Here is a 23,371-nt window from a genome sequence, read left to right as displayed (position 1 = left end):
GCCCCGTCTGTCCCGATGCGGTGTCACGACCATAGGTTGTAGGCATACTGGGCTGTATGAAAGCGATGGTCGTATGACAGCGGTGGACATGGGCATCCCGGTCGTGCGCGATCGCGCAGACGACGTGTCCGATCGGCCCGACGTGCCCGAGCTTCTCGACCGTTTCGGTCGCATCGCCCGCGACCTGCGGGTATCCCTCACCGAGAAGTGCTCGCTGCGCTGCACCTACTGCATGCCCGCCGAGGGACTTCCAGAGATCCCCCGCGACAAACTGCTCACGAGCGCCGAGATCGTGCGTCTGGTAGGCATCGCCACCGGTCGGCTCGGTGTCCACGAGGTGCGCTTCACCGGCGGGGAACCGCTCATGCGCCGCGATCTCGAGGACATCGTCGCCGGATGCGCGGAGCAGACGCCGGGCCTGCCGATCGCACTGACCACCAACGCGGTCGGTCTCCGGCATCGTGCACGGGCGCTGGCGGACGCCGGACTGACCCGGGTGAACATCTCCCTCGACACCATCGACCGCGAGCACTTCGCGCGGCTCACGCGCCGCGACCGGCTCGGTTCGGTGCTCGACGGTATCCGGGCTGCGGTGGCCGCCGGGTTCGGACGGGTGAAGGTCAACGCCGTCCTGATGCCGGAGACGCTCGAAGGCGCGGCAGACCTCTTGGCGTGGTGCCTGGACGAGGGCGTCGAGCTGCGGTTCATCGAGCAGATGCCCCTCGACGCCGATCACACCTGGGCGCGTTCGCGGATGGTGCCGGCCCAGCAGTTGCTCGACGTGCTCGGCCGACGGTTCACGCTCACCGAGACCGAACGGGAGGATCCGTCCGCGCCGGCCGAACGCTGGCTCGTCGACGGCGGCCCGGCGACCGTCGGGATCATCGCGTCGGTCACCCGTTCGTTCTGCGGCGACTGCGACCGTACGCGCCTCACGGCCGAGGGAACGGTTCGGTCCTGCCTGTTCAGCGACCGGGAGACCGACCTGCGCGCGGCCCTGCGGGGCGGCGCCACCGACGACGAACTCGCCGCGGTGTGGCGTGGGGCGATGTGGAACAAGTGGGCCGGACACGGCATGGACGCGGCGGACTTCGCGCCGCCGCAGCGGAGCATGGGAGCTATCGGTGGCTGAGGTGACGACCGGGATCGAGGTGCGGTACTTCGCCGCGGCGGCGGACGCGGCCGGACGGGAGAAGGACACGATCGACCTGCCGGTGGACGCGGATCTCGGCGCGCTGCGCGCCGTCCTCGTCGACCGCTACGGACCCGGCATGGAGCGCGTCCTGTCGGTGGCCGCCTTCCTGCTCGAGCCCGGCGACGGCGGTACGGGCGAACTCACCCGGGACCTCGGCCGCCCGGCCGGGTCCCGAGTGGACGTCCTGCCGCCCTTCGCGGGTGGTTAACCGTTGCGCCACCAGGTATCGAAGGGCGCCACGGGCATCGTGCGCTTGTGCCGCGTGTCGAGGAACTTCGCCTCGAGCCGCTCGGCGAGGTCGTCGGTGACGTCCTTGCCTTCGAGATAGTCGTCGATCTCGCTGTAGGTCATGCCGAGCGCTTCCTCGTCGGGCAGCGCGGGGCGGTCGTCCTCGAGGTCGGCGGTGGGAATCTTGACCCAGGTGCTCTCGGGCGCCTCGAGCTCGCGCAGCAGCGCCGCGCCCTGCCGCTTCGTCAGACCGGACAGGGGAGTGATGTCGGCGCCGCCGTCGCCGTACTTGGTGTAGAAGCCGGTCACCGCCTCGGCGGCGTGATCGGTGCCGACGACGATGTGGCCGAGTTCGCCGGCGATCGCGTACTGGATCATCATGCGCTCGCGCGCCTTGATGTTGCCGCGCACGAAGTCGCGCAGACGCGTCTCGGTGCCGTACAGCGCGCGGGCCGCCTCCGAGGCCGTCGCGTCGGCGCCGGGCTTGACGTCGACGCCCAGCGTGCGGTCGGCGCCGATGAATTCCAGTGCGACGAGGGCGTCGTGCTCGTCGGCCTGCTTGCCGTAGGGCAGGCGGACCGCGACGAACTCCGCGGTGTGGCCCTCGGCGCGGAGCTTCTCCGCCGCGAGCTGGGAGAGCTTGCCGGCGAGCGTGCTGTCCTGCCCGCCGCTGATGCCGAGCACGAATCCCTTCGCGGGAGTGCTTCGGAGGTAGTCGGCGAGAAACTGCACCCGCGCGTCGATCTCGGCGCGTGGGTCGATGGAGGGCTTCACCCCGAGTTCTTCGATGATCCGATCGCGAAGGTTCGTCATCTGCACGACACTAGCGTTCCCGTGTTACTGCTGCGATACAACAGCGAAGAGGGCGGAGGCGAAGAATGCGGTCGGGCAGACTCTTCGGCGTGAGCACCGGAGAGCCCTTCCGCAAACACGATCCGCACGCGCACCCGGATTTCTTCCGTGCCGAGGCGGCCGGTCTGGCGTGGCTCGCCGAGACCGGTATTCCGGTGGCGGCCGTGCGGTCGGTGGGCGAGCACCACATCGAACTGGACCGGGTCGCCGAGGCGGCTCCCTCCGCCGAGGCCGCCCGGAACTTCGGTGCGGCACTCGCCCGGATGCACGACGCCGGTGCAGCCGGCTTCGGCGCGGCACCCGACGGTTACGACGGGCAGCTGTTCATCGGGCGCCGTCCCATGAGCCGCATCGTGCACGACACCTGGGGCTCGTTCTACGTCACCGAACGGGTGCTGCCCTTCCTGCGCATCGCGGTCGACGCCGGGAGCGTCACCGGCCGGCAGTGCCGCGACATCGACGCCGCCTGCGATCTCGTCGCGGCGGGAGCCTTCGACGACGACGATCCACCCGCGCGGCTGCACGGAGACCTGTGGAACGGCAACGTGCTGTGGTCCCCGCAGGGAGTGGTCCTGATCGATCCCGCCGCGCACGGCGGCCACCGCGAAACGGATCCGGCGATGCTCGCGCTCTTCGGCTGCCCGCATCTGGGCCGGGTCGTCGAAGGCTACGACTCGGCGCATCCGCTGCGCGTCGGGTGGGAGCGGCGGGTGCCCGTGCACCAACTGCATCCACTGGCGGTCCATGCCGCGGGATACGGTGCCGGGTACGGGCGGGAGCTGCACCGGGCGGCACTCGCGACCCTCGAACTCGGAGGCAGTACGTGAACGGGATCCTCGTCGTGTCCGCAACCCGCGCCGAGGCGGCGCACGTGCCCGAGCGCTACGAGACGGTGATCACCGGGATCGGCAAGGTGGACGCGGCGGTCGCCGTCACGGCGGCGCTCGCGGCGTATCCGGCGGACGCACGTCCGCTCGTCGTGAACATCGGGACTGCCGGCGCGTTGCGCACCCACCACTCGGGACTGTTCCTCCCGTCCGCCGTGCTCAACCACGACATCAGCAGCGAGATCCTGAAGAGCCTCGGTCATCCGGTGCAGGACGTCGTCGAGATCGACGACGGCGACGGCAGCGTGCTCGCGACGGGCGATTCGTTCGTCTCGGACGCGCAGGTCCGCGACGCGCTCGCCGCCCGCGCCGATCTGGTGGACATGGAAGGTTTCGCGATCGCCTACGCTGCTCGGCGCATGGGCGCGCGGTGCCGGCTCGTCAAACACGTGAGCGATCGGGCCGACGACTCCGCGCTCGAGTGGCCGAAGCAGGTCGACCGCAGCGCGCAGGCACTCGCGCGGTGGCTGGTCGAGCGCTACTGAGGCGCGTCTCAGCGCCCGTTCGTGCGTTCGGTGAGCGTGACGGTCACCGATCCGGTGGTCAGGGTGAGGGCCTCCCCGTCGAGCGTCCATCGGGGTGTGCTCGCGAACAGCGTCCGCACCCAGTCGTCGGCGCCGTCGCGCGGGGATGGGCACGCCATCCTCGTGGACGCCAGGGTTCCGGCTCGGATCCGTCCTCCGGACAGGTCGGCGGTGCCCGTGAACCGGTTGCATCCGGCGGATGCGGCGAGCCGCTCCCGGGCGGGGAACGACAATTCCAGCGGGCCGCCCCCGGGGATCGGCCGACCCGTGACCTCGGTGGAGACGTAGCGGCGGCCGATCGGATCGGACGGCGATCCTCCGATTCCGCATCCGGACAGCACCGCCCCCAGAGCGAGGACGGCGACGATGCGGACTGCTCCCGGCATGCGTCTCACGGTACCGAGAACGGATCAGCGGGCCGTGAACTCCAGTCCGTCGGTGCCGTTCGGCGCGGCGAGCGTCATCGACGAACCCTCGATGCTGTAGGTGGTCTCACCTGCGAGCACCTCGAGGATATGTGTCTCGATGGTGGTGACCTCGGGGTCGGCACAGGCGGCGCGGGTCATGGTGAGCGGTTCGAACAGGACGACGTCGTCACCGACTTCCGCGGTGCCGCCGAACTCGTTGCAGCCCGTGTTGCCGGTGACGGTGCCGTCCTCGGAGAACACGAGCGTCGGCGCAGCGTTCTCCAGTGCCGTCGAGGTGGTCACGGCGTCGGCGGTGCGCAGCGACGTCACGACCCATTCGGTGCCGGCGATCGGACGGTCGGGGTCGACGACCTTCTCGTCCTCGAGGGAGACGGTGATGTCGTCGCCGGTCAGGGTGACGGAGTTCCCGTCGAGCGACCAGCGGGGTTCCGCTCGGAACAGGGCGGTGAGCCAGGCGTCGGCGCTCTCTCGCTCGGGTGGACAGGCCATCATCGTGCTCGCGAGGTCCGATGTCTTCACCGTGCCGTCGGACAGGTCCACGCCGCCGACGAAGCGATTGCATCCGGCGGTCGCCGAGATGCGTCCGTCCTCCGGGAACGCGACCACCAGCGGTCCGTCGCCGGGGATCTGGGTGCCCGTCACGTTCGTCGACACGAAGGTGCGACCGGTGAGGTCGTCTGCGGAGTTGCCGGCCGGATCCGGCTCGGTGCTGCACGCGGCGGCCACGGCAGCCAGGCAGACCAGCGCGCATACCCGGAATGTACGAAACATACCGTTACGGTACGGCGCTCGACCCGGATTTGCGGCTACCTCGGCCCGTGACGACGCGGTGTGCCAGTTCGGCCCAGTTGTCGGCGAGTCGGCGCAGCGGGTAGCCGAGCTCGCGCCACTGGTGGAGCACGAGCGTCGCCTCGAGCGACGCCACCAGCGAGGTCGCCAGCAATCGGGTGTCGCCGCCGACGTCGGCGGCGCGCAGCAGGGCGTCGACGTGGGCGAGCGAGACCAGGTGGGCGGGGGCGGAGTAGTGGGAATCCCCGGCGGCCTCGGCTGCGCGGAGAAGTTCGCCCTGTACCTCGACGAGCTCGATGCGGGCACGGCCGAAGGCGATCAGCCGGTCGAGGGGTTCGGCGTCCGGGCCGAGCGGCGGCGGGCCGAACAGGAAACCGTGCTGGAACTCGCGCTCGCTGTGGTCGAGCAGTGCGCGGACGAGGCCGGCGCGGGAACCGAACCTGCGGAAGACGGTGCCCTTACCGACCCCGGCACGCGCCGCGACGGCATCCATCGTCACGGCGTCGACGCCGCGTTCGGCGACGAGCAGGGTGGCGGCGTCGAGGAGGCGGGACCGGTTACGCGCAGCGTCACCCCGTTCGGAGAGTTGCTCCTCCGCCAGGGGCAGCACCCGATCGTTCGCCAGGGGCAGTGCTCGACCGTCCGCGTGCGGGAGGGGGCGGGTGTTCACAAGGTCACACACTAGCGGGGTAGGGAATAAAGCGGACCGCGGTCCGTTTAACATTGCGTAGTCAACCACTTCGACCCGAGGATGTTCCCATGACCCGAGTTCTCGCCCTCGTCGGCAGCCTGCGCGACGGCTCCGTCTCCCGACAGCTCGCCGAGACCGCCGCCGAGACCGCCGCCGAGAACGTCGAGGTGACTCTCTACGAGGGCCTCGCCGACGTTCCCTTCTACAACGAGGACCTCGACGGCGATGCGGCTCCCGCTGCTGCCGTGGCCCTGCGTGACGCTGCCGCCGACGCCGATGCGCTGCTGATCGTCACGCCCGAGTACAACGGCACCGTCTCCGCGGTGCTCAAGAACGCCGTCGACTGGCTGTCCCGTCCCTACGGGGCCGGCGCGCTGAGCGGCAAGCCCGTCGCCGTCGTCAGTCAGTCGCCCAGCCGGAACGCCGCGAAGTGGGCCCTCGAGGACACGGTCAAGACCGTCGGAATCGCCGGCGGCACGATCGTCGACGGCGGTTCGCTGTCCGTCGGTGAGACCTTCGGTAAGTTCTCCGGCGTCCACGCCAAGGAGCACGCCGAGACCGCGCAGCAGGTCGCTGCGGTCGTCGCTGCACTCGCCGACGCCACCAAGGTGCTCGCGAACGCCTGATCGGAACGTCCGCCCTCCGGTGGGCCGACCGACCCCGACACCCGCGGTGCCGGAGACTCCCGAGGTCTCCGGCACCGCGGGTGTCCGCGTCTCTGCGGGTCCGTCGCACCGCCGGAAGTTCGGCGCGTCGTGTTCTCGACGGTTCGATGCGGCCTGCAGCGGGAATGCCCCGAACACATCCCACCGTTCGGAGGTTTGCCCATGACAACCGGGGACACGAGAACCGATACCGGCCACCGACCCGATCTCGACATCGTTCTTCACGTCGACGGGGTGGAGCGTCGCGTCCCGATCGACGTCCGCACCACCGTGCTCGACGCGCTGCGCGACCGCCTCGGGATCACCTCCCCGAAGAAGGGCTGCGATCTCGGTCAGTGCGGAGCATGCACCGTGCTGATCGACGGCCGTCGCGCCCTCTCGTGCCTTGCCCTCGCCGTCTCGCACGACGGCGCCGAGATCGTCACCGCCGCCGGACTCGCCGACGGGGAACTGCACCCCCTCCAGGCACAGTTCATCGAGGACGACGCCTTCCAGTGCGGCTACTGCACTCCCGGCCAGATCTGCTCCGCTGTGGGGATGCTCGACGAATTCGCCGACGGGGCACCGAGCCACGTCACGGCGGACCTCGAGCACGCACCGGACCTCGACGACGACGAGATCCGCGAACGCATGAGCGGCAATCTGTGCCGCTGCGCCGCCTATCCCAACATCGTCGCGGCGATCCGCACCGTCGCGAGCGGAGACAGCCGAGTCGGTAGGGAGGACACACGGTGAGCTCCCTCCGGTACGAGCGACCGGCCGATCCCGCCGCTGCGGTCGCCGTCGTGCACGAGAACCCGGGCGCGGTCTTCCTCGCGGGCGGAACGAATCTGGTCGACCATCTCAAACTCGGCGTCGCGACCCCCGAGCTCCTCGTCGACGTCTCGCATCTGCCTCTCGACACCGTCGCGGAGTCGGCGGACGGAGGAATCCGGGTGGGTGCCAACGTCCGCAACAGCGACCTCGCCGCCCATCCGTTCGTGCGGCGCAACTATCCGATGCTGTCGCGCGCACTGCTGTCCGGTGCCTCGCCCCAACTCCGGAACACCGCGACCACCGGCGGCAACCTGCTCCAGCGCACGCGCTGTTCGTACTTCCGGGATGTGACCACCCCCTGCAACAAGCGCGAACCCGGCACCGGTTGCTCCGCCATCGGCGGATATACCCGCTACCACGCGATACTCGGTGCGTCGGAGCACTGTGTGGCCACCCACCCGTCCGACATGGCGGTCGCCCTGCTCGCGCTCGACGCCGAAGTCCTCGTCCTCGGCCCGGACGGTGAACGTGCGATCGCGGTGGAGGACTTCTACCGGCTTCCCGGCGGCACTCCCGAGCGCGACACCGTGCTCGAACGCGACGACCTCGTCGTCGGCGTGCGGATCCCGGCATCGCAGAGTTCGCTGTCCACCTACCGCAAGGTGCGCGACCGTGCGTCCTACGCCTTCGCGCTGGTCTCGGTGGCGGCCGAGATGACCGTGGCGGACGGGACGATCACCGGTTGCCGCCTCGCGTTCGGAGGGGTGGCGCACCGTCCGTGGCGGGCGCATCGAGCGGAAGCCGCACTTCTCGGGCAGCAGCCCTCCGGCGAGGTCTTCGCCGCCGCGGCCGAGGCCGAACTCGCCGGCGCGAGCCCCCTCGACGGCAACGCCTACAAGATCCCGTTGCTGCGCCGAACCGTGGTGGCGACCCTGCGCGAACTCGACGAACGACGGGAACGAGGTGAATCCGCATGAGCCCCGAGCCGATCCGAGCGGGCGGACGCTCCACCGCGCGAATCGACGGACCGGCGAAGGTCGCCGGGACGGCGCCGTACGCCTACGAGCACCCGGTCGACGATCCGGTCTTCCTCGTGCCGCTCACCTCCACCGTCGCCCGGGGCCGGGTCGACCGGATCGACACGGCCGCCGCCGAAGCGGTACCCGGGGTGCTGAAGGTGCTCACGTCCTGGAACGCCCCGAGGCTCACCGACGAGGCCGAAGGCGAGTACTCCGTCCTGCAGACACCCGACGTGCTGTACCGAGGGCAGATCATCGGAGCGGTCGTCGCGGAGAGTCTCGAGATCGCCCGCGAGGCATGCTCTCTGCTGGAGGTCGAATACAGCGAGGAACCACACGACGCCCTCTTCCGCGCCGACCATCCCGATGCCTACACGCCCGAGACGGTCAACGGTGGCTACGAGCCCGATTCCGAGCGGGGCCATGTCGACACTGCGTTCGCCCGTGCCGACACTGTGGTCGACCAGTGGTATTCCACACCCGAGGAGCACAACAACCCGCTCGAACCGCACACCGTCGTTGCAGTGTGGCGGAGCGACGTGGTTCCGTCGAACGGTACGGCCGATGCGTACACCCTGACCCTGTACACCTCGACGCAGCACCCGCACGGTGTTGTCGAGACCCTCGCCCCGGTGTTCGGCCTGGACGCCGACCGGATGTGGGTGGTCTGTCCGTACATCGGTGGGGGATTCGGCTCGAAGGGTGGCCCCCACGCGCACGACGTGCTCGGCGGATTGGCAGCACGGGCCCTCCCCGGGAGGGCGGTCAAGTTCGCGGTTTCCCGGCCGGACATGTTCGCCTATGTCGGCTACCGGTCGCCGACGGCGTCGCGGGTCCGGCTCGCGGCCGACCGCGACGGCAGGGTCACCGGCCTGGTGCACGAGGTGTTCGCACAGTCGTCCCGGGTCACCGAGTTCGTCGAACAGGCGGCGGTGCCGTTGCGCAATCTCTATGCCGTGGACAACGTCCGTACATCCCACCGCGCGATCACACTCGACGTCCCGGCGCCCTTCTGGATGCGCGCTCCCGGTGAGGCCCCCGGCATGTTCGCCGGTGAGGTCGCGATGGACGAACTCGCCGCCGAACTCGGCATCGACCCGATCGAACTGCGCATCCGCAACGAACCCGAGGCCGATCCCGAGACGGGGAAGCCGTGGTCGTCGCGGCGTCTCGTCGAATGTCTCCGCGAGGGGGCACAGCGATTCGGATGGAATCCGTCGGATCGCGAACCCGGCGCCCGTCGGCGAGGCACCACGCTCATCGGTACCGGCGTGGCGGTCGCGACCTATCCGCACATGGTCAATCCCGGTTCGGAGGCACACATCCGGCATCTGGGGGAGGGCCGCTACTCCGTCCGCATAGGAGCGACCGACCTCGGCACCGGTGCGTGGACGGCGCTGACGCTCATCGCCGCCGACGCCCTCGGATGCCGGCCCGAGGACGTGGACCTCGAGATCGGCGACAGCGCGCTGCCCCACGGCACCGTGGCCGGTGGCTCCTCGGGTACCTCGTCCTGGGGCACCGCGATCGTCACGGCCGCAGAGCGATTCGGCAAGCGCTTCGGTGACGATCCGCCGGTGGGCGCGGAGCTGTCCGCGTCGGCAGCCGAGAACCGCGAACTCGAGCACTACACCGCGCAGTCCTTCGGCGCGCACTTCGCCGAAGTACACGTCGACGCCGACACCGGGGAGATCCGGGTGCCGCGGATGTTCGGCCTGTTCTCCGTGGGACGGGTGATCAATCCGCGGACGGCACGTTCGCAGTTCATCGGAGGGATGTCGTTCGGGATCTCGATGGCCTTGTTCGAGGAGAGCATCCGCGACGCGCGCTTCGGGCACGTCGTCAACCACGACCTGTCCGAATACCACGTGCCGACCCACGCGGACATCCGTGGGATCGAAGCGGAGTGGCTCGACGACGAAGATCTGCACGCCACACCGATGGGTTCGCGGGGGATCGGTGAGATCGGGATCGTCGGCAGCGCCGCCGCGGTCGTCAACGCCCTGTGGCACGCGACCGGGGTGCGGGTGCGGCACCTGCCCGCCCGGCTCGACGACCTACTGGTCGGCTTGCCCTGACCCCTCGGATCGATAACAGACGAGTGTCCAGCGATTGATGCCCCCCTGACGGCGGTACCGGAGTTCGTCGAGCGCGGCGAGGGCGATGGCGAGCCCTCGGCCGCGTTCGGCGAGTGCGTCGGGGAGCTCGACCGAACGTAGATCCACCCGGGCCGGGGCGCCGTCGTCGACGAACACGGCCTCGAGACGATCCGGATGGAGTTCCAGGGTCAGCGCCACCGAGACCGCATCTCCCCGGCCGGCATGCTCGATGATGTTCGCGCCGATCTCGGCGACCGCGATCTCGAACTGCATGCGATCCGAATCGTCGAGCTCCTCGGCGGCGAACATCTCGGCGACCAGATCCATGATCCGGTCGAGGGTGCCTTCACTCGTCGTGGCGGACAGCTCCCACCGCCCCGAGGGGCCCTCGGCCGGTTGCGCTTCGGGTGACCGGTCAGTCGCCATCGAAGGCCACATCCGCGGAATCGTGTGTCGTCAGCACCCGGTCGAGCCGGGTGAGCGCGAGCACGCTCTGTACCTGGGCGGTCGGTGCGGCGATCCGCAGGTCGCCGCCGGCCTGACGGGCCGCCTTCAACCCGGAGACGAGTGCGCCGAGCCCGGAGGAGTCGATGAAATCGGTTGTGCTCAGGTCGACCACGAGCCGGTGGGATCCGTTCTCGACGAGATCGCGCAACTGCTCGCGCAGGCGCGGTGCCGCAACCATGTTCAGGCGACCGGTGGGTTGCACGACCGTGCTCGTTCCCACCTGGCGGGTTTCGTAGTGGCTCATCGAGCTCCTTCGCTTTCGGGTCCACGGTAGCGAGCTGCCTGGATCACCACCGAGAGAATGAACAGGTCGAACACGACCCAGACGAGGTTCGCGGTGACTCCCAGCACCGAGATGTCGCCGAGGAACAGCCGCACGGTGCCGATGACCGCCGCCACCACCAGCAGCGCCATGACGAGCAGCTGCTGCCGGAACAGATACCACGGGACACCTTCGCCCCCTTGGCGTGTCTTCGGCGTGACCGCGAAGTCCAGCGGCTTGTCGAAGTACACGTTGAGGAAGGCCGTCCAGCACGCCCTGATCCACACCGGGAAGAGCGCGAGGCTGTACTGCTGGCCCCGCCAGGTCGGCGTCCCGCGGCCCACGATGAAGAACAGCAACTGACTCAGGATGAGGAACGGGACCAGTCGCGAGAAGAAGTCGAGACTGAACGCCTCGACCGGCAGGATCCCGAAGACGAGATAGATCACCGGCGCCGCGAAATAGGCGAGCGCTGCGAAGCCGGAAAGATAACTCCACATCGTCGACCAGTACATCAGGCGCTGGGGTACGGTCATGCCCTTCTGAACGAGCGGGTTCTCCCGCAGCATCACCTGGATCGTGCCCTGTGCCCACCGGAGTCGCTGGGTGACCATCGTCTTCGGATCCTCCGGGGCGAGCCCGTAGGCGAGGATCTCGTGGTGGTAGACGGACTTCCAGCCGGCGCCGTGCAGGCGCATCGAGGTGGCCATGTCCTCGGTCACGGAGATCGTGGCCAACGCGAGCATCGGCTCGGCCTCCTCTGCACGGTCGACATCGACGGCGCGGATCATCGCGCGGATCGATTCGAGCGCGCCGAGCGGTGACCACTCGCGGTCGGCGAGGCGTTCGAGGACGGTGTCGTCGATCGTGAGCGCATCGGTGCCGTGCGCGTCGAGCGCTGCGATCTCCTCGAGATCGGCCCGGATGCTGCCGAAGTCGGCGTCGACGATGCTGCGCGCGGCGGCGTCGACCGTCTGCTGGAAACGGAAGGTGACGTCGGCGAGTGCCGCGCCGGTCCGGAGTTCGCCGCGTGCCGTGCGCACGGCACGGCGCACCGAGTCGAGTGCCGCGGCCACGTCCGGCTGGTCGGCGGGCACTTTCCGGCGTGCCCGGTCGACCACCCTTCCCGCGGTGCGCAGGGTGCGTTCCACACCGTCCTCGACGGCCTGGACATAGCCGGCGATGCCGAGCTGCATGAGTGCTTCACGTCGCAGGATCGCATTGGACCCGCAGAAGAAGGCCGCGTTCCAGCCGTCCTTGCCCTGCTGGATCGGCCCGTAGAACAACGGCGCCTGACTGCCGAGCGGATCGGAGTCGGGCACATTGGTGAAGTACTGCGGCGTCTGGACCAGTGCCATGCTGTCGTCGGTGAAGTATCCGAGTGTGCGGTCGAGGATCTCGGGTTCGGGAATCTGGTCGGCGTCGAGGATGAGAAGGAACTCGCCGTCGGAGTGCAGCAGGGCGTTGATGAGATTGCCGGCCTTGGCGTGACGGGGCTTGTTCGTCCAGCTCGCCGACCGCGTCATGTAGTCGACGCCGAGTTCGGCTGCGGCCGCGGCGAGTTCGGGCCGGGCTCCGTCGTCGAGGATCCACGTGCGGTGCGGATAGCGGATGCGCTGCGCGGCTGCTGCCGTGCGCAACACCAGATCGACCGGTTCGTTGTAGGTGGTGATGAAGACGTCGACCGTCATGCCGGCGGGTGCGATGGGCGGCTCGGGACGTCTCCTCAACCGCCACATCGTCAACGCGAACAGCAGCGAATCGATCAGGCTGTACGTCTCGGCGAGAACGAGCGGGACCGCGATCCACCACGCATCCCAGTTCACGGAGAACAGCCAGCGCCAGACGATGTAGTTCAACCCGACGATGACCGTGAGGACGATGAGGACGCGCAGGAAGGGGGACGGGTAGCCCTCCTTCGTGACCGCGTTCACGACGCCGTCTCCCGGCGTAGCGCGACCACCGTGACGTCGTCGAGCGGCGGATTGCTCTCGGCCAGCGCACGCGCGGCGGCCACCAGTTCTTCCGGGTCGGCCCGGTCGGCGACGAAACGGCACAGAGCCGCCGGGTCGCTCTGTTCGTCGAGCAGGTCGAGCAGGCCGTCGGAGCAGATCACAAGCATGTCGCCCGCATCGAGCCGCGCGGTCTCGGACCTCCAGGTGGTCGCGGGAAAGATCCCCAGCGGAGGACCACCACCGCTCGTCAGTGGTTCGACCGTACCGTCGGCGCGGCGGATCGCGGCCAGCCCGTGCCCGGCATCGGCGTAATCGATGTCTCCCGTGGAGAACTCGAGCGCGGCGAGGAAGGAAGTGACGAACGTCCCGGTGTGCTCGAAGTCGTCGGCGAGGTGTTCGGCGCCGACGGTCAGAGTCATCCCGGTGTCGAGGACGCCGACCGGACGAGTCCCGAAACGCTCGAGCACCCGCGCGACCCCCCGCATCGAGGAGCGCACGGCCGACGACAGGATGGCGGCGCCCAGGCCCTTGCCCATGACGTCGGCGACGGTGATCACGATCCCGTCGCGGAGCCGGTAGTGGTCGTAGAAGTCACCGCCCACCATGAAGGCGGGCAGGCAGATCGTGGCCATCTCGTAACCGGGAAGGTCCGGGAGCGGCCGGGGGAGGAGCTGGTTCTGGATCTCGGCGGCGCGGTCGAGTTCGTCGGCGCGATCGAGTTCACGTTGGGCCCACTCGGCCAGCTCGGCGAAGGTGTCGAGCTGATCCGGGTCGAGGTTCCGCTCCTCGGTGTCGTAGATGCAGAAGGTGCCCACGGGGTGACCGTTGGGTCCGTACAGGGGATAGCCCGCATAGAACCGGATTCCCCCCTTTCCGCCGATACCGGGGATGTCCGCGAAAGCAGGATCGGAGGCGGCATCCGGGAGGACGAGTGCGGGATTCTCGGGTTGCGCGTAGGCCCGGGCGATCGTGGTGCGGCACACCGTCCTCTCGCGCGGTACGTCGGAGAGCTCCAGTCCGAGGATCGATTTGAACCATTGCCGATCGCGATCCATCAGCGAGAGCGAAGCCATCGGGACACCGAACACGCGGCACGCGATGCGGGTGATCTTGTCGAACCGTTCTTCGTGGGGGGTGTCGAGCAGTTCGAGCAGTTCCACGTCACGCATGCGTTCGTTCTCGAGATGTTCGGGGAGGAGCGACGCCTCGGCTGTCATCGTGCGATGTGTCTCCTGTGCAGAGCGTCGCTCAGCGCCCCCGCGGACTCGGGCGTGCTGGTCAAGCGCCAATCGGTTTCTTTGTTGTGATGGAACCACACGAATGTTGTGACCGCCGGGTGACTGTCCAAGTAACCCACCAGATCCCGGATCCAGTCCGGCTTCGATCCACCGGCCTCCGCGCTCGCGACCTCCGTGACAGCGATGGGACGCCCCGGAGCGAGCCGGCCGAGTTCGTCCAACGTCGGTCCGAACAATTCCTCGGGGGACTGCCACCGACTCCACGGCCGGGTGGTGCCCCAGTTGTAGCCGTCCACTCCGACGACATCGACGTACTCGTCACCCGGATACAGGGGGGCGAGGGGACTGCTGCCCTCGTGCGGGACGTTGACCGTCCAGATCCAGCGCACGTTCTCGACGTTCTTCGACGCGAACAGATCGTGCACATGCCGCCACGCGGCGACATACGTCTCCGGCGGGGTCCCTGCCGCAGGGCTCCAGGGGTACCAGTCCCCGTTCGGTTCGTGGGCGAATCGTAGATAGACCTTCCCTCCCCAGGCGGCGAGCTCGTCGGCCCAGCGGTAGAGGTGGTCGTCGTGGACGCCGGCGGCGATGTCGCTCATGGTCACGGACGTCCGGTCGTAGTCGTGCTCGCGGCGTATCCAGGGTTCCCACGTGACGATCGGGTCCGCGCCCGAGGCCCGCACGATGTCGAGGGCGCCGATGGGGGGAGGGGAGGGGAAGTCGACGAACCACAACACCGCGCCCGGCGCCGTGCCGACGGCCTCGGCGACCGCGCGGTACTCGTCGACGGCCACCGGGCCCCCCGGGGTGCTGATGCCGAAGCGGGGGCACGCGGTGCTCGTCTCGTCGAGCGGGGCGGCGATCGGTTCGCATGTGCGGCGCGGGTCGCAGGCGGTGCACAGGGACAGTGCCAGGAGGGTGGCGGCCATCGCGCGAACCGGGAACACGAGGAGTCATTCTTCCTGCCCGCGGCCCTCCGCGCAGGCGGTCCGGAGAGGTTCCCGCGGTGACGGCCCGAAGTTGTCGGTGGCACCCGCCACACTTGTGCTCGAGGTCTCTCCCGGGCGCCTCGCGACGACACGCCGAGACGCGCCCGAAACGCCGTGGAGGGAGGGTTGCGACCTGGGAATATCACCTTTGTAAGTCACAACATCCTGGGTTCTGTGTATCCGGTGGGCACAAGGTGTAGTGTCTAGACCGCTGGAAGGCCACAAGTGCCGACGATCTCTCGGGGAAGCGGGATCGGACGGATTCGTGGGTTTCCGGGTAACGCACAGCAGTCAGTCGTCAGGCCGCCCACGGCCGTCGGAAAAGGGGCATTCATGAACATCACCGTCTACACCAAGCCTGCCTGCGTCCAGTGCACCGCCACCTACCGTGCCCTCGACAAGGCCGGCATCGAGTACGACGTCGTCGACATCAGCGAGAGCCCCGAGGCCCGCGACTACGTCATGGCCCTGGGTTACCTCCAGGCGCCCGTCGTCGTCGCCGGCGACGACCACTGGTCGGGCTTCCGCCCCGACCGCATCAAGGCGCTCACCGTCGCTGCCTGAGCCCGGGCCGCGTTCGCAGCGGCCCGATCGTCGTCGTCTCCGGGCGGAAATGCGCCGTGTCCGCCCGGGCCGGTCTTCGCAATCGAATGAAGAGTGGTGACTACCGATGGCTTCGCTGGTGTCGATCCAGGGAACGTCGCTGGTGTACTTCTCGAGTACATCCGAGAACACCCACCGATTCGTGCAGAAGCTCGGGATTCCGGCCAGCCGGATCCCCCTGCACGATCGGGAGGGCACTTTCGAGGTCCACGAACCGTACGTGTTGATCGTGCCGACCTACGGTGGCGGGACGACCGCCACCGGTCGCGATACCCGCTACGTTCCCCGGCAGGTCATCCGGTTCCTCAACAACGAGCACAATCGGAGCCTGATCCGCGGTGTCATCGCGGCGGGTAACACCAACTTCGGCGACTCGTACTGTTTCGCGGGCGACATCGTCGCGCGCAAGTGCAAGGTGCCGTATCTGTACCGATTCGAGTTGATGGGCACGACCGACGACGTGGAACGTGTCCGCGACGGTCTCGCCCGATTCTGGGAGTCCGTTCTCCAGAACGCCTGAGCCACATCCGTATCCGTATTCGACGCGCGTCGCGGACGTGACTGCGCGGCCGTTTCCTAACTCCGACAAGTGGGGACAGCACTGTGACCATTACCGATCCCGCTCCCGCCACGAGCGCACCCCTCGACGATTCGATCAAGGATCTCGACTACCACGCGCTCAACGCGATGTTGAATCTGTACGGCCCCAACGGCGAGATCCAGTTCGACAAGGATGTGGCCGCCGCCCGCCAGTACTTCCTGCAGCACGTCAACCAGAACACGGTCTTCTTCCACAACCTCGACGAGAAGCTCGACTACCTCGTCGAGGAGAACTACTACGAGCCCGAGGTGCTCGACAAGTACTCGCGTTCGTTCGTCAAATCGCTGTTCGACCATGCGTATTCGAAGAAGTTCCGGTTCCCGACCTTCCTCGGTGCGTTCAAGTACTACACCTCGTACACGCTCAAGACGTTCGACGGCAAGCGTTACCTCGAGCGGTTCGAGGACCGGGTGTGCATGGTCGCCCTGACTCTCGCCGACGGCGACGAGATCCTGGCCCGGCACCTCGTCGACGAGATCATCTCCGGCCGCTTCCAGCCGGCCACCCCGACCTTCCTCAACTCGGGCAAGAAGCAGCGCGGCGAGCCCGTCTCGTGCTTCCTGCTCCGTATCGAGGACAACATGGAGTCGATCGGCCGCTCCATCAACTCCGCGCTGCAGCTGTCCAAGCGTGGTGGCGGTGTCGCCTTGCTGCTCAGCAACATTCGTGAGCACGGCGCACCCATCAAGAAGATCGAGAACCAGTCCTCCGGCGTCATCCCGATCATGAAGCTGCTCGAGGACTCCTTCTCCTACGCCAACCAGCTCGGTGCCCGTCAGGGTGCCGGCGCGGTCTACCTGCACGCGCACCACCCCGACATCTACCGCTTCCTCGACACCAAGCGCGAGAACGCCGACGAGAAGATCCGTATCAAGACCCTCTCGCTGGGCGTCGTCATCCCCGACATCACGTTCGAGCTGGCGAAGAAGAACGAGGACATGTACCTGTTCTCGCCGTACGACGTCGAGCGCGTCTACGGAAAGCCCTTCGCCGACATCGACGTCACCGAGAAGTACTACGAGATGGTCGACGACAAGCGCATCCGCAAGTCGAAGATCAAGGCGCGCGAGTTCTTCCAGACCGTCGCCGAGCTGCAGTTCGAGTCGGGCTACCCCTACGTCATGTTCGAGGACACGGTGAACCGGGCCAACCCGATCGCCGGCAAGATCACGCACTCGAACCTGTGCTCGGAGATCCTGCAGGTCTCGACGCCCTCGGAGTTCAACGACGACCTGTCCTACAGCCATGTGGGCAAGGACATCTCGTGCAACCTCGGCTCGCTGAACATCGCGAAGACGATGGACTCGCCCGACTTCGCGCAGACCATCGAGGTCGCCATCCGCGGCCTGACGGCGGTCTCCGACCAGACGACGATCTCGTCCGTTCCGTCGATCGAGCGGGGCAACAACGAATCCCACGCCATCGGCCTCGGCCAGATGAACCTGCACGGCTTCCTCGCCCGCGAGCACATCTTCTACGGGTCCGAAGAAGGCGTCGACTTCACGAACATCTACTTCTACACGGTGCTGTTCCACGCCCTGCGTGCGTCGAACAAGATCGCGATCGAGCGAGGCTCGTACTTCAAGGGCTTCCCGGAGTCGAAGTATGCCTCGGGTGAGTTCTTCGACAAGTACACCGATCAGGTCTGGGAGCCGGCCACCGAGCGGGTTCGTCAGTTGTTCGCCGAGTCGGACATCGCGATCCCCACGCAGCAGGACTGGCGCGAGCTGAAGGAGTCCGTGCAGAAGCACGGCATCTACAACCAGAACCTGCAGGCGGTTCCGCCCACCGGTTCGATCTCGTACATCAACCACTCGACGAGCTCGATCCACCCGGTCGCGTCGAAGATCGAGATCCGCAAGGAGGGCAAGATCGGGCGTGTCTACTACCCGGCGCCCTACATGACGAACGAGAACCTCGAGTACTTCCAGGACGCGTACGAGATCGGCTACGAGAAGATCATCGACACCTACGCCGCCGCGACGCAGCACGTCGACCAGGGCCTGTCGCTGACGCTGTTCTTCAAGGACACCGTCACCACCCGCGACGTGAACAGGGCCCAGATCTACGCGTGGCGCAAGGGAATCAAGACCCTGTACTACATCCGTCTGCGGCAGATGGCGCTCGAGGGGACCGAGGTGGAGGGTTGCGTCTCCTGCATGCTGTGACCCGCACTTCGTGACAGTCCTTGCATCAGCACACAATTCAGGTAGGTAACCGATGACTGCAGCAGCACACTCGCCGGCCGACGGCATGCGCGTCAAACTCATCGATCGCGTCTCCGCGATCAACTGGAACCGCGTCCCCGACGACAAGGACGCCGAGGTCTGGGATCGCCTCACCGGCAACTTCTGGCTTCCGGAGAAGGTGCCCGTCTCCAACGACATCCAGTCGTGGGGCACCCTCACCGAATACGAGCAGGAACTGACGATGCGGGTCTTCACGGGCCTGACGCTCCTCGACACCATCCAGGGCACGGTCGGTGCGGTCTCGCTCATCCCCGATGCGGTCACCCCGCACGAGGAGGCGGTGCTGACGAACATCGCCTTCATGGAGTCGGTGCACGCGAAGAGCTACTCGCAGATCTTCTCGACGCTGTGCTCGAGCCGGCAGATCGACGACGCCTTCCGCTGGTCGGAGGAGAACGAGCACCTGCAGCGCAAGGCCCAGATCATCCTCGACTACTACAAGGGCGACGACCCGCTCAAGCGCAAGGCTGCCTCGACGCTGCTCGAGTCGTTCCTGTTCTACTCGGGCTTCTACCTGCCGATGTACTGGTCGTCGCGGGCCAAGCTCACCAACACCGCCGACATGATCCGCCTGATCATCCGCGACGAGGCCGTCCACGGCTACTACATCGGCTACAAGTACCAGCGCGGCCTGGAGACGATCACGCAGACCGAGCGCGACGAGCTCAAGGACTGGGTGTTCGAGCTGCTCTACGAGCTGTACGACAACGAGACCCACTACACGGCCGACCTCTACGACCAGGTCGGGCTCACCGAGGATGTCAAGAAGTTCCTGCGCTACAACGCGAACAAGGCGCTGATGAACCTCGGGTACGAGGCGCTGTTCCCCAAGGACGAGACGGACGTCAACCCGGCCATCCTGTCGGCGCTGTCGCCCAACGCCGACGAGAACCACGACTTCTTCTCGGGTTCCGGCAGTTCCTACGTGATCGGCAAGGCCGTCGTCACGGAAGACGACGACTGGGACTTCTGACCGGGCACGCTGCACGCATCGATCCCGTACACCGGCGCCGGAGCGTCCGTGTACGGGATCGCGTGTTTTTCGCGGCCCGGCCGGTCACCTATAGCATCGCTCCTCGTGACCGAGACAAGAGAAGCGTCGGGCTCGCCTCGGCCGGTGACATCGGAACGCTCGCAGTCCGGCAGACGGGTGGTCGAGCAGCGGACCCGGCTGTGGGCGGTACTCGCCGCCGTGATGGGGATCGTCGCATCGATCGCGATACCGCTCTTGCCCGTGACGCAGACCACCGCAACCCTCGAATGGCCGCAGAGTGAGAGCAAGACCGGTATCTCGGCTCCGCTGGTGTCCTACGCGCCGGTCGATCTCGACGCCACGATCGAGTGCCGGTCCGTGCGCGAAGCGCTGCCGGACGGCGGCACCGTGTTCTCCACCCTCCCGGAAGGAGCTCCCGATCGTGAGCGCTACGGGCTGATCGTCCGGGTCCGGTCCGCCGGTGACGACGGACCGGCGATGTTCGAGGTGATCTCCCGCAACACGATGCTTGCGGCGGCACCGGTGGACGAGCTGTCCGGGGACTGTGCGGTCACCCTGTCCTCGAACTCGGAACGTACCGTCGCCACGATCACCGGGTCGGCCGCGGCGGGGGAGCGGACCGTCGACCGCGACCTGCGACCTCAGCTGGTCGGCGTCTTCACCGACCTGCCCGGTCCCGCGCTCGACGGCGTCTCGGTCACCGCGACCGTCGACACCCGGTTCACGACGTCTCCGACGATGCTGAAGATCGTCGCGATGATCGTCGCGGTGGTGGCCACAGCACTGGCCTTGTGGACGCTGGCCCGGCTCGACCGCACCGACGGCCGCCGCCACCGCCGCCTGTTGCCGGCGTCGTGGTGGTCGTTCACCCGCATCGACGCGCTGGTCGTCGGAACCCTGCTTCTCTGGCACGTCATCGGGGCGAACACCGCCGACGACGGTTACCAGCTCGGGATGGCCCGCGCTGCGGGGGAGGCCGGGTACATGGCGAACTACTTCCGGTGGTTCGGTGTGCCCGAAGCACCGTTCGGCACACCCTTCTACGACGTCCTCGCCGCGATGACCCAGATCTCGACGGCGAGCCTCTGGATGCGGCTACCGGCCCTGACCGCCGGGATCCTGTGCTGGTGGGTGCTCAGCCGCGAGGTCGCTCCGCGTCTCGGCGTGGCGCTACGCCGCAACCGGCTCCCGTTGTGGACCGGGGCCCTGGTGTTCCTGGCGTTCTGGCTGCCGCTGAACAACGGATTGCGTCCGGAGCCGATCGTCGCGACCGGTGTCGTGCTGACCTGGTGCTTGCTCGAACGCGCGATCGCCACCCGGCGTCTGCTGCCGGCGGCGGCGGCGATCCTCGTCGCCGCGCTCACCGTGACCGCCGGACCGTCGGGCATCATCTGCTTCGCCGCGCTGATCGCCGGTGCCCGCCCGATCGCCCGCATCCTCCATCGACGCGCGCGCAGCCTGGGATGGCTGCCGGTTCTCGCTCCGCTGGTCGCGGCCGGACTGGTGATCCTGGTACCGGTCTTCGCCGACCAGACCCTCGCGGCAGTGCTGGAAATGCAGCACGCGCACGAGGTCGGTCCGAACGTGCCGTGGTTCCAGGAGTACCTGCGCTACCAGTACCTACTGCAGATCACCGTGGACGGCTCTCTGGCCCGCAGGTTCGCGGTCTTCACTCTGGCGCTGTGCCTGGCGGTGGCGGTCGTCGCGATGCTGCGCCGCGGTGGGCACATCCCGGGCACCGCGCAGGGTCCCTCCCGGCGCATCGTCGGCATCACCCTCGGTGCGCTGGTGCTGATGATGTTCGCGCCGACGAAGTGGACCCACCACTTCGGTATCTACGCCGGTCTCGCGGCTGCGGTGGCGATGCTCGCCGCCGTGGCCACCGGCCCCGCTGTACTGCGCTCGCGACGCAACCGGGCGTTGTTCGCCGCGGCGGTGTCGTTCGTGGTGACCATGTCGTTCATCGGCCCCAACGGCTGGTGGTACGTCTCGAGCTACGGGGTGCCGTGGTGGGACAAGCCGCCGTCGGTCGCCGGATTCGGTTTCTCCACCGTCTTCTTCGCGGTGACGGTCGCGGCCTTGCTGCTCGCCGCGTGGTGGCACATCCATCCCGTCGCCTCGACGCGCACCGACTCTCCGGCGCGCTGGTGGGCGGTGCCGCCGTTGACGGTCGCCGCCGCCGCGATGGTGGTGTTCGAGGTGCTGTCACTGGCCAAGGGTGCGATCGCGCAGTATCCGGGTTATTCGGTGGCACGATCCAATCTCGACACCCTCACCGGCAACTCGTGTGCCCTGGCGAACGACGTGCTGCTCGAAACGGATCCGAACGCCTCGGTACTCACTCCCATCGGCGCCGACGCGGCGACCTCCCTCGACGCCGGAGGAGGGGACGGGTTCACTCCGGGCGGGGTCGCGCTCGATCTCACCCCGGACGACGACTCGGCGTCTGCCGGTACCGCCAACACCGTCGACACGAACAACGATCAGAGCTCGACGGGGGGCACCGGGGGCACCGGCGGCGGCACCGGCAGCGTCGGGATCAACGGCAGCACCGTCGCAATGCCGTTCGGTCTCGACCCGGCGACCACCCCCGTGCTGGGTAGCCACGGGTCGACCCTCGGCGACGTCACGAGCGCCTGGTTCCGGCTGCCCGAGCCGGACGCGAACGGCTCCCGCGGGGATCTCGTCACCATCGCTGCGGCCGGACGGATCTTCTCGGTCGACGCCGACGGCACCGAGACCTACGGCCAGCGACTCGAACTCGAATACGGAAGCACCGGCGCCGACGGCGGTGTCATCGCGCTGGGACGGGCGTTGCCGATCGACATCGGTCCGGCGCCGTCGTGGAGGAATCTGCGGGTCCCGATGGAGACGTTGCCCGGCGAGGCCGACGCGGTGCGGATCGTCGCCTCGGACAACGATCTGGCGCCGGAGCAGTGGCTCGCGTTCACCCCGCCGCGCGTGCCGCAGACCCGGACGCTGCAGCAGGTCGTCGGGAGCGACACACCGGTCCTGCTGGACTGGGCGGTCGGTCTCAACTTCCCGTGCCAGCGTCAGATGGTGCACCGCAACGGCATCGCCGAGATTCCCGAGTACCGCATCCTGCCGGACCGGGTCGGTGCCATCTCCACCGATCTGTGGCAGGACCACCACGGTGGTGGTCCGCTCGGCTGGACCGACCAGTTGCTGCGGGCGCGCACGATCCCGTCGTATCTCGATCACGACTGGGACCGCGACTGGGGAGCGATCGAACAGTACACACCGATCGACTCGGCCACGGAGACCGCGGAACTCGACACCACCACGGTCACGCGCAGCGGGCTGTGGAGCCCGGGTCCGATCAACACCGCCTACTGACGGAACCAGGCCTCCGCACGACCGGCGAGCGCCTTCCCGAGCCGCAGGCGTGATGTCTCGGTGAGCGGTTCGGGGAGCGCGTCCGGCGCGAACCACGCCACCTCGAGGTTCTCGTCGTCGGCGACACGTGCGTCCCCGCCGGTCGCGCGGAGCAGGAAGCACACGTCGAGGTACTGCGCGACGTCGCCGTTGGGATAGGTGATGGGCGCCGTGACGTCGACGCTCGTCAACCGGACGATCTCGGCGGTGACACCCGTCTCCTCGAGTACCTCGCGGACCGCGGCGACCGCCGGTTCCTCGCCGGGTTCGAGGATGCCGGAGACCACCGCCCACATCCCGTTGTCGGCGCGGCGGGTGAGCAGGACGCGACCGTGCTCGTCCGTGACGATCGCGCTCACCCCCGGCAGCCACAGGGGAGCGGTTCCTACATGTGAGCGGAGCTGGACGACGAAATCGGGTATCGGCACGCCATCGTTTGTA

23 protein-coding genes are annotated in these 23,371 nt (G+C 68.0%); 13 read left to right on the top strand and 10 right to left on the bottom strand.

Annotation, left to right across the window (positions count from 1 at the left end):
* Positions 1-73 precede the first annotated feature (73 nt).
* Positions 74-1,132, top strand: a complete 1,059-nt coding sequence (gene moaA / locus EQ874_RS07070; RefSeq protein ID WP_129976368.1) for a GTP 3',8-cyclase MoaA — start codon at positions 74-76, stop codon at positions 1,130-1,132.
* Positions 1,125-1,403, top strand: coding sequence for a molybdenum cofactor biosynthesis protein MoaD (locus EQ874_RS07065; RefSeq protein WP_026003022.1), 279 nt, complete (start codon positions 1,125-1,127; stop codon positions 1,401-1,403). The genes moaA and EQ874_RS07065 overlap by 8 nt, the downstream gene beginning before the upstream one ends.
* On the opposite strand, the gene nadE is transcribed toward EQ874_RS07065, so the two are convergent.
* Positions 1,400-2,236 carry an ammonia-dependent NAD(+) synthetase gene (gene nadE, locus EQ874_RS07060; protein ID WP_129976367.1) on the bottom strand — a complete coding sequence of 279 codons (837 nt, stop codon included), beginning with the start codon at positions 2,234-2,236 and terminating at the stop codon, positions 1,400-1,402. The two genes, EQ874_RS07065 and nadE, sit on opposite strands and share 4 nt — an antisense overlap.
* Before the next feature lie 65 nt (positions 2,237-2,301).
* On the opposite strand from nadE, the gene EQ874_RS07055 reads away from it, so the two are divergent.
* Together EQ874_RS07055 and EQ874_RS07050 are read left to right on the top strand one after the other, a co-directional pair.
* On the top strand, positions 2,302-3,102 hold the full coding sequence (locus tag EQ874_RS07055; protein ID WP_129976366.1) for a fructosamine kinase family protein: 801 nt from the start codon (positions 2,302-2,304) through the stop codon (positions 3,100-3,102).
* Positions 3,099-3,647 (top strand): nucleosidase, encoded by a 549-nt coding sequence (locus EQ874_RS07050; protein ID WP_129976365.1) that lies wholly within the window; start codon positions 3,099-3,101, stop codon positions 3,645-3,647. The genes EQ874_RS07055 and EQ874_RS07050 overlap by 4 nt, the downstream gene beginning before the upstream one ends.
* Positions 3,648-3,655: 8 nt before the next feature.
* Here EQ874_RS07050 and EQ874_RS07045 read toward each other — a convergent pair whose 3' ends face one another.
* The 3 genes from EQ874_RS07045 to EQ874_RS07035 are packed head-to-tail and all read right to left on the bottom strand — an operon-like array spanning position 3,656 to position 5,573.
* Positions 3,656-4,072 (bottom strand): META domain-containing protein, encoded by a 417-nt coding sequence (locus EQ874_RS07045; RefSeq protein ID WP_242496669.1) that lies wholly within the window; start codon positions 4,070-4,072, stop codon positions 3,656-3,658.
* A 24-nt stretch (positions 4,073-4,096) separates the two neighbouring features.
* Positions 4,097-4,885, bottom strand: coding sequence for an META domain-containing protein (locus EQ874_RS07040; protein ID WP_129976364.1), 789 nt, complete (start codon positions 4,883-4,885; stop codon positions 4,097-4,099).
* A 4-nt stretch (positions 4,886-4,889) separates the two neighbouring features.
* Positions 4,890-5,573 (bottom strand): TetR/AcrR family transcriptional regulator, encoded by a 684-nt coding sequence (locus EQ874_RS07035; RefSeq protein WP_064065046.1) that lies wholly within the window; start codon positions 5,571-5,573, stop codon positions 4,890-4,892.
* Between the two features lie 89 nt (positions 5,574-5,662).
* Here EQ874_RS07035 and EQ874_RS07030 point away from each other — a divergent pair, with 89 nt between their 5' ends.
* The 4 genes from EQ874_RS07030 (at position 5,663) to EQ874_RS07015 (ending at position 10,112) form a co-directional block, all read left to right on the top strand.
* Positions 5,663-6,220, top strand: a complete 558-nt coding sequence (locus EQ874_RS07030; protein WP_064065045.1) for an NAD(P)H-dependent oxidoreductase — start codon at positions 5,663-5,665, stop codon at positions 6,218-6,220.
* A gap of 201 nt (positions 6,221-6,421) precedes the next feature.
* Positions 6,422-6,994, top strand: a complete 573-nt coding sequence (locus EQ874_RS07025; protein ID WP_064065044.1) for a 2Fe-2S iron-sulfur cluster-binding protein — start codon at positions 6,422-6,424, stop codon at positions 6,992-6,994.
* Positions 6,991-7,992 carry a xanthine dehydrogenase family protein subunit M gene (locus EQ874_RS07020; RefSeq protein WP_064065043.1) on the top strand — a complete coding sequence of 334 codons (1,002 nt, stop codon included), beginning with the start codon at positions 6,991-6,993 and terminating at the stop codon, positions 7,990-7,992. The genes EQ874_RS07025 and EQ874_RS07020 overlap by 4 nt, the downstream gene beginning before the upstream one ends.
* Positions 7,989-10,112, top strand: a complete 2,124-nt coding sequence (locus tag EQ874_RS07015; RefSeq protein ID WP_129976363.1) for a xanthine dehydrogenase family protein molybdopterin-binding subunit — start codon at positions 7,989-7,991, stop codon at positions 10,110-10,112. The genes EQ874_RS07020 and EQ874_RS07015 overlap by 4 nt, the downstream gene beginning before the upstream one ends.
* Here EQ874_RS07015 and EQ874_RS07010 read toward each other — a convergent pair.
* Genes EQ874_RS07010 through EQ874_RS06990 form a run of 5 tightly spaced genes read right to left on the bottom strand, consistent with a single transcriptional unit; the run spans position 10,092 to position 15,027 of the window.
* Positions 10,092-10,559, bottom strand: coding sequence for an ATP-binding protein (locus EQ874_RS07010; protein ID WP_207213503.1), 468 nt, complete (start codon positions 10,557-10,559; stop codon positions 10,092-10,094). The genes EQ874_RS07015 and EQ874_RS07010 overlap by 21 nt on opposite strands.
* Complete coding sequence (locus EQ874_RS07005; RefSeq protein ID WP_026003014.1) at positions 10,549-10,884, bottom strand: STAS domain-containing protein; 336 nt, start codon at positions 10,882-10,884, stop codon at positions 10,549-10,551. The genes EQ874_RS07010 and EQ874_RS07005 overlap by 11 nt, the downstream gene beginning before the upstream one ends.
* Positions 10,881-12,836, bottom strand: coding sequence for a glycosyltransferase (locus EQ874_RS07000; protein ID WP_129976362.1), 1,956 nt, complete (start codon positions 12,834-12,836; stop codon positions 10,881-10,883). The genes EQ874_RS07005 and EQ874_RS07000 overlap by 4 nt, the downstream gene beginning before the upstream one ends.
* Positions 12,833-14,074 (bottom strand): SpoIIE family protein phosphatase, encoded by a 1,242-nt coding sequence (locus EQ874_RS06995; protein ID WP_129976361.1) that lies wholly within the window; start codon positions 14,072-14,074, stop codon positions 12,833-12,835. Before EQ874_RS06995 ends, EQ874_RS07000 begins: the two co-directional genes overlap by 4 nt.
* The gene (locus tag EQ874_RS06990) at positions 14,071-15,027 is read right to left on the bottom strand and encodes a glycosyl hydrolase (RefSeq protein ID WP_129976360.1); all 957 of its coding nucleotides are present in this window, start codon (positions 15,025-15,027) and stop codon (positions 14,071-14,073) included. The genes EQ874_RS06995 and EQ874_RS06990 overlap by 4 nt, the downstream gene beginning before the upstream one ends.
* A gap of 393 nt (positions 15,028-15,420) precedes the next feature.
* Between EQ874_RS06990 and EQ874_RS06985 the strand changes: the two genes are divergently transcribed.
* The 5 genes from EQ874_RS06985 (at position 15,421) to EQ874_RS06965 (ending at position 22,891) form a co-directional block, all read left to right on the top strand.
* Positions 15,421-15,651, top strand: coding sequence for a redoxin NrdH (locus tag EQ874_RS06985; RefSeq protein ID WP_016933773.1), 231 nt, complete (start codon positions 15,421-15,423; stop codon positions 15,649-15,651).
* A 106-nt stretch (positions 15,652-15,757) separates the two neighbouring features.
* Positions 15,758-16,210, top strand: coding sequence for a class Ib ribonucleoside-diphosphate reductase assembly flavoprotein NrdI (nrdI, locus tag EQ874_RS06980; RefSeq protein ID WP_064065039.1), 453 nt, complete (start codon positions 15,758-15,760; stop codon positions 16,208-16,210).
* Positions 16,211-16,377: 167 nt separating this feature from the next.
* Positions 16,378-18,459: a class 1b ribonucleoside-diphosphate reductase subunit alpha gene (nrdE, locus tag EQ874_RS06975; protein ID WP_242496690.1), complete on the top strand. Its 2,082-nt coding sequence runs from the start codon at positions 16,378-16,380 to the stop codon at positions 18,457-18,459.
* Between the two features lie 52 nt (positions 18,460-18,511).
* Entirely contained in the window at positions 18,512-19,513 is a 1,002-nt protein-coding gene (nrdF, locus tag EQ874_RS06970) for a class 1b ribonucleoside-diphosphate reductase subunit beta (RefSeq protein ID WP_129976359.1), read from the top strand.
* A gap of 144 nt (positions 19,514-19,657) precedes the next feature.
* The gene (locus tag EQ874_RS06965) at positions 19,658-22,891 is read left to right on the top strand and encodes an arabinosyltransferase domain-containing protein (RefSeq protein ID WP_129976358.1); all 3,234 of its coding nucleotides are present in this window, start codon (positions 19,658-19,660) and stop codon (positions 22,889-22,891) included.
* Here the strand turns inward: EQ874_RS06965 and EQ874_RS06960 are convergent.
* Positions 22,885-23,358 carry an NUDIX domain-containing protein gene (locus tag EQ874_RS06960; RefSeq protein WP_064065035.1) on the bottom strand — a complete coding sequence of 158 codons (474 nt, stop codon included), beginning with the start codon at positions 23,356-23,358 and terminating at the stop codon, positions 22,885-22,887. The genes EQ874_RS06965 and EQ874_RS06960 overlap by 7 nt on opposite strands.
* Positions 23,359-23,371 lie beyond the last annotated feature (13 nt).

This window comes from Rhodococcus sp. Q1, from assembly GCF_004153645.1.
GTDB classification, from domain to species: Bacteria; Actinomycetota; Actinomycetes; order Mycobacteriales; family Mycobacteriaceae; genus Rhodococcus; species Rhodococcus gordoniae.
Note: the sequence above shows the minus strand (reverse complement) of the source record. Positions and strands in the feature narration are given on the sequence as shown.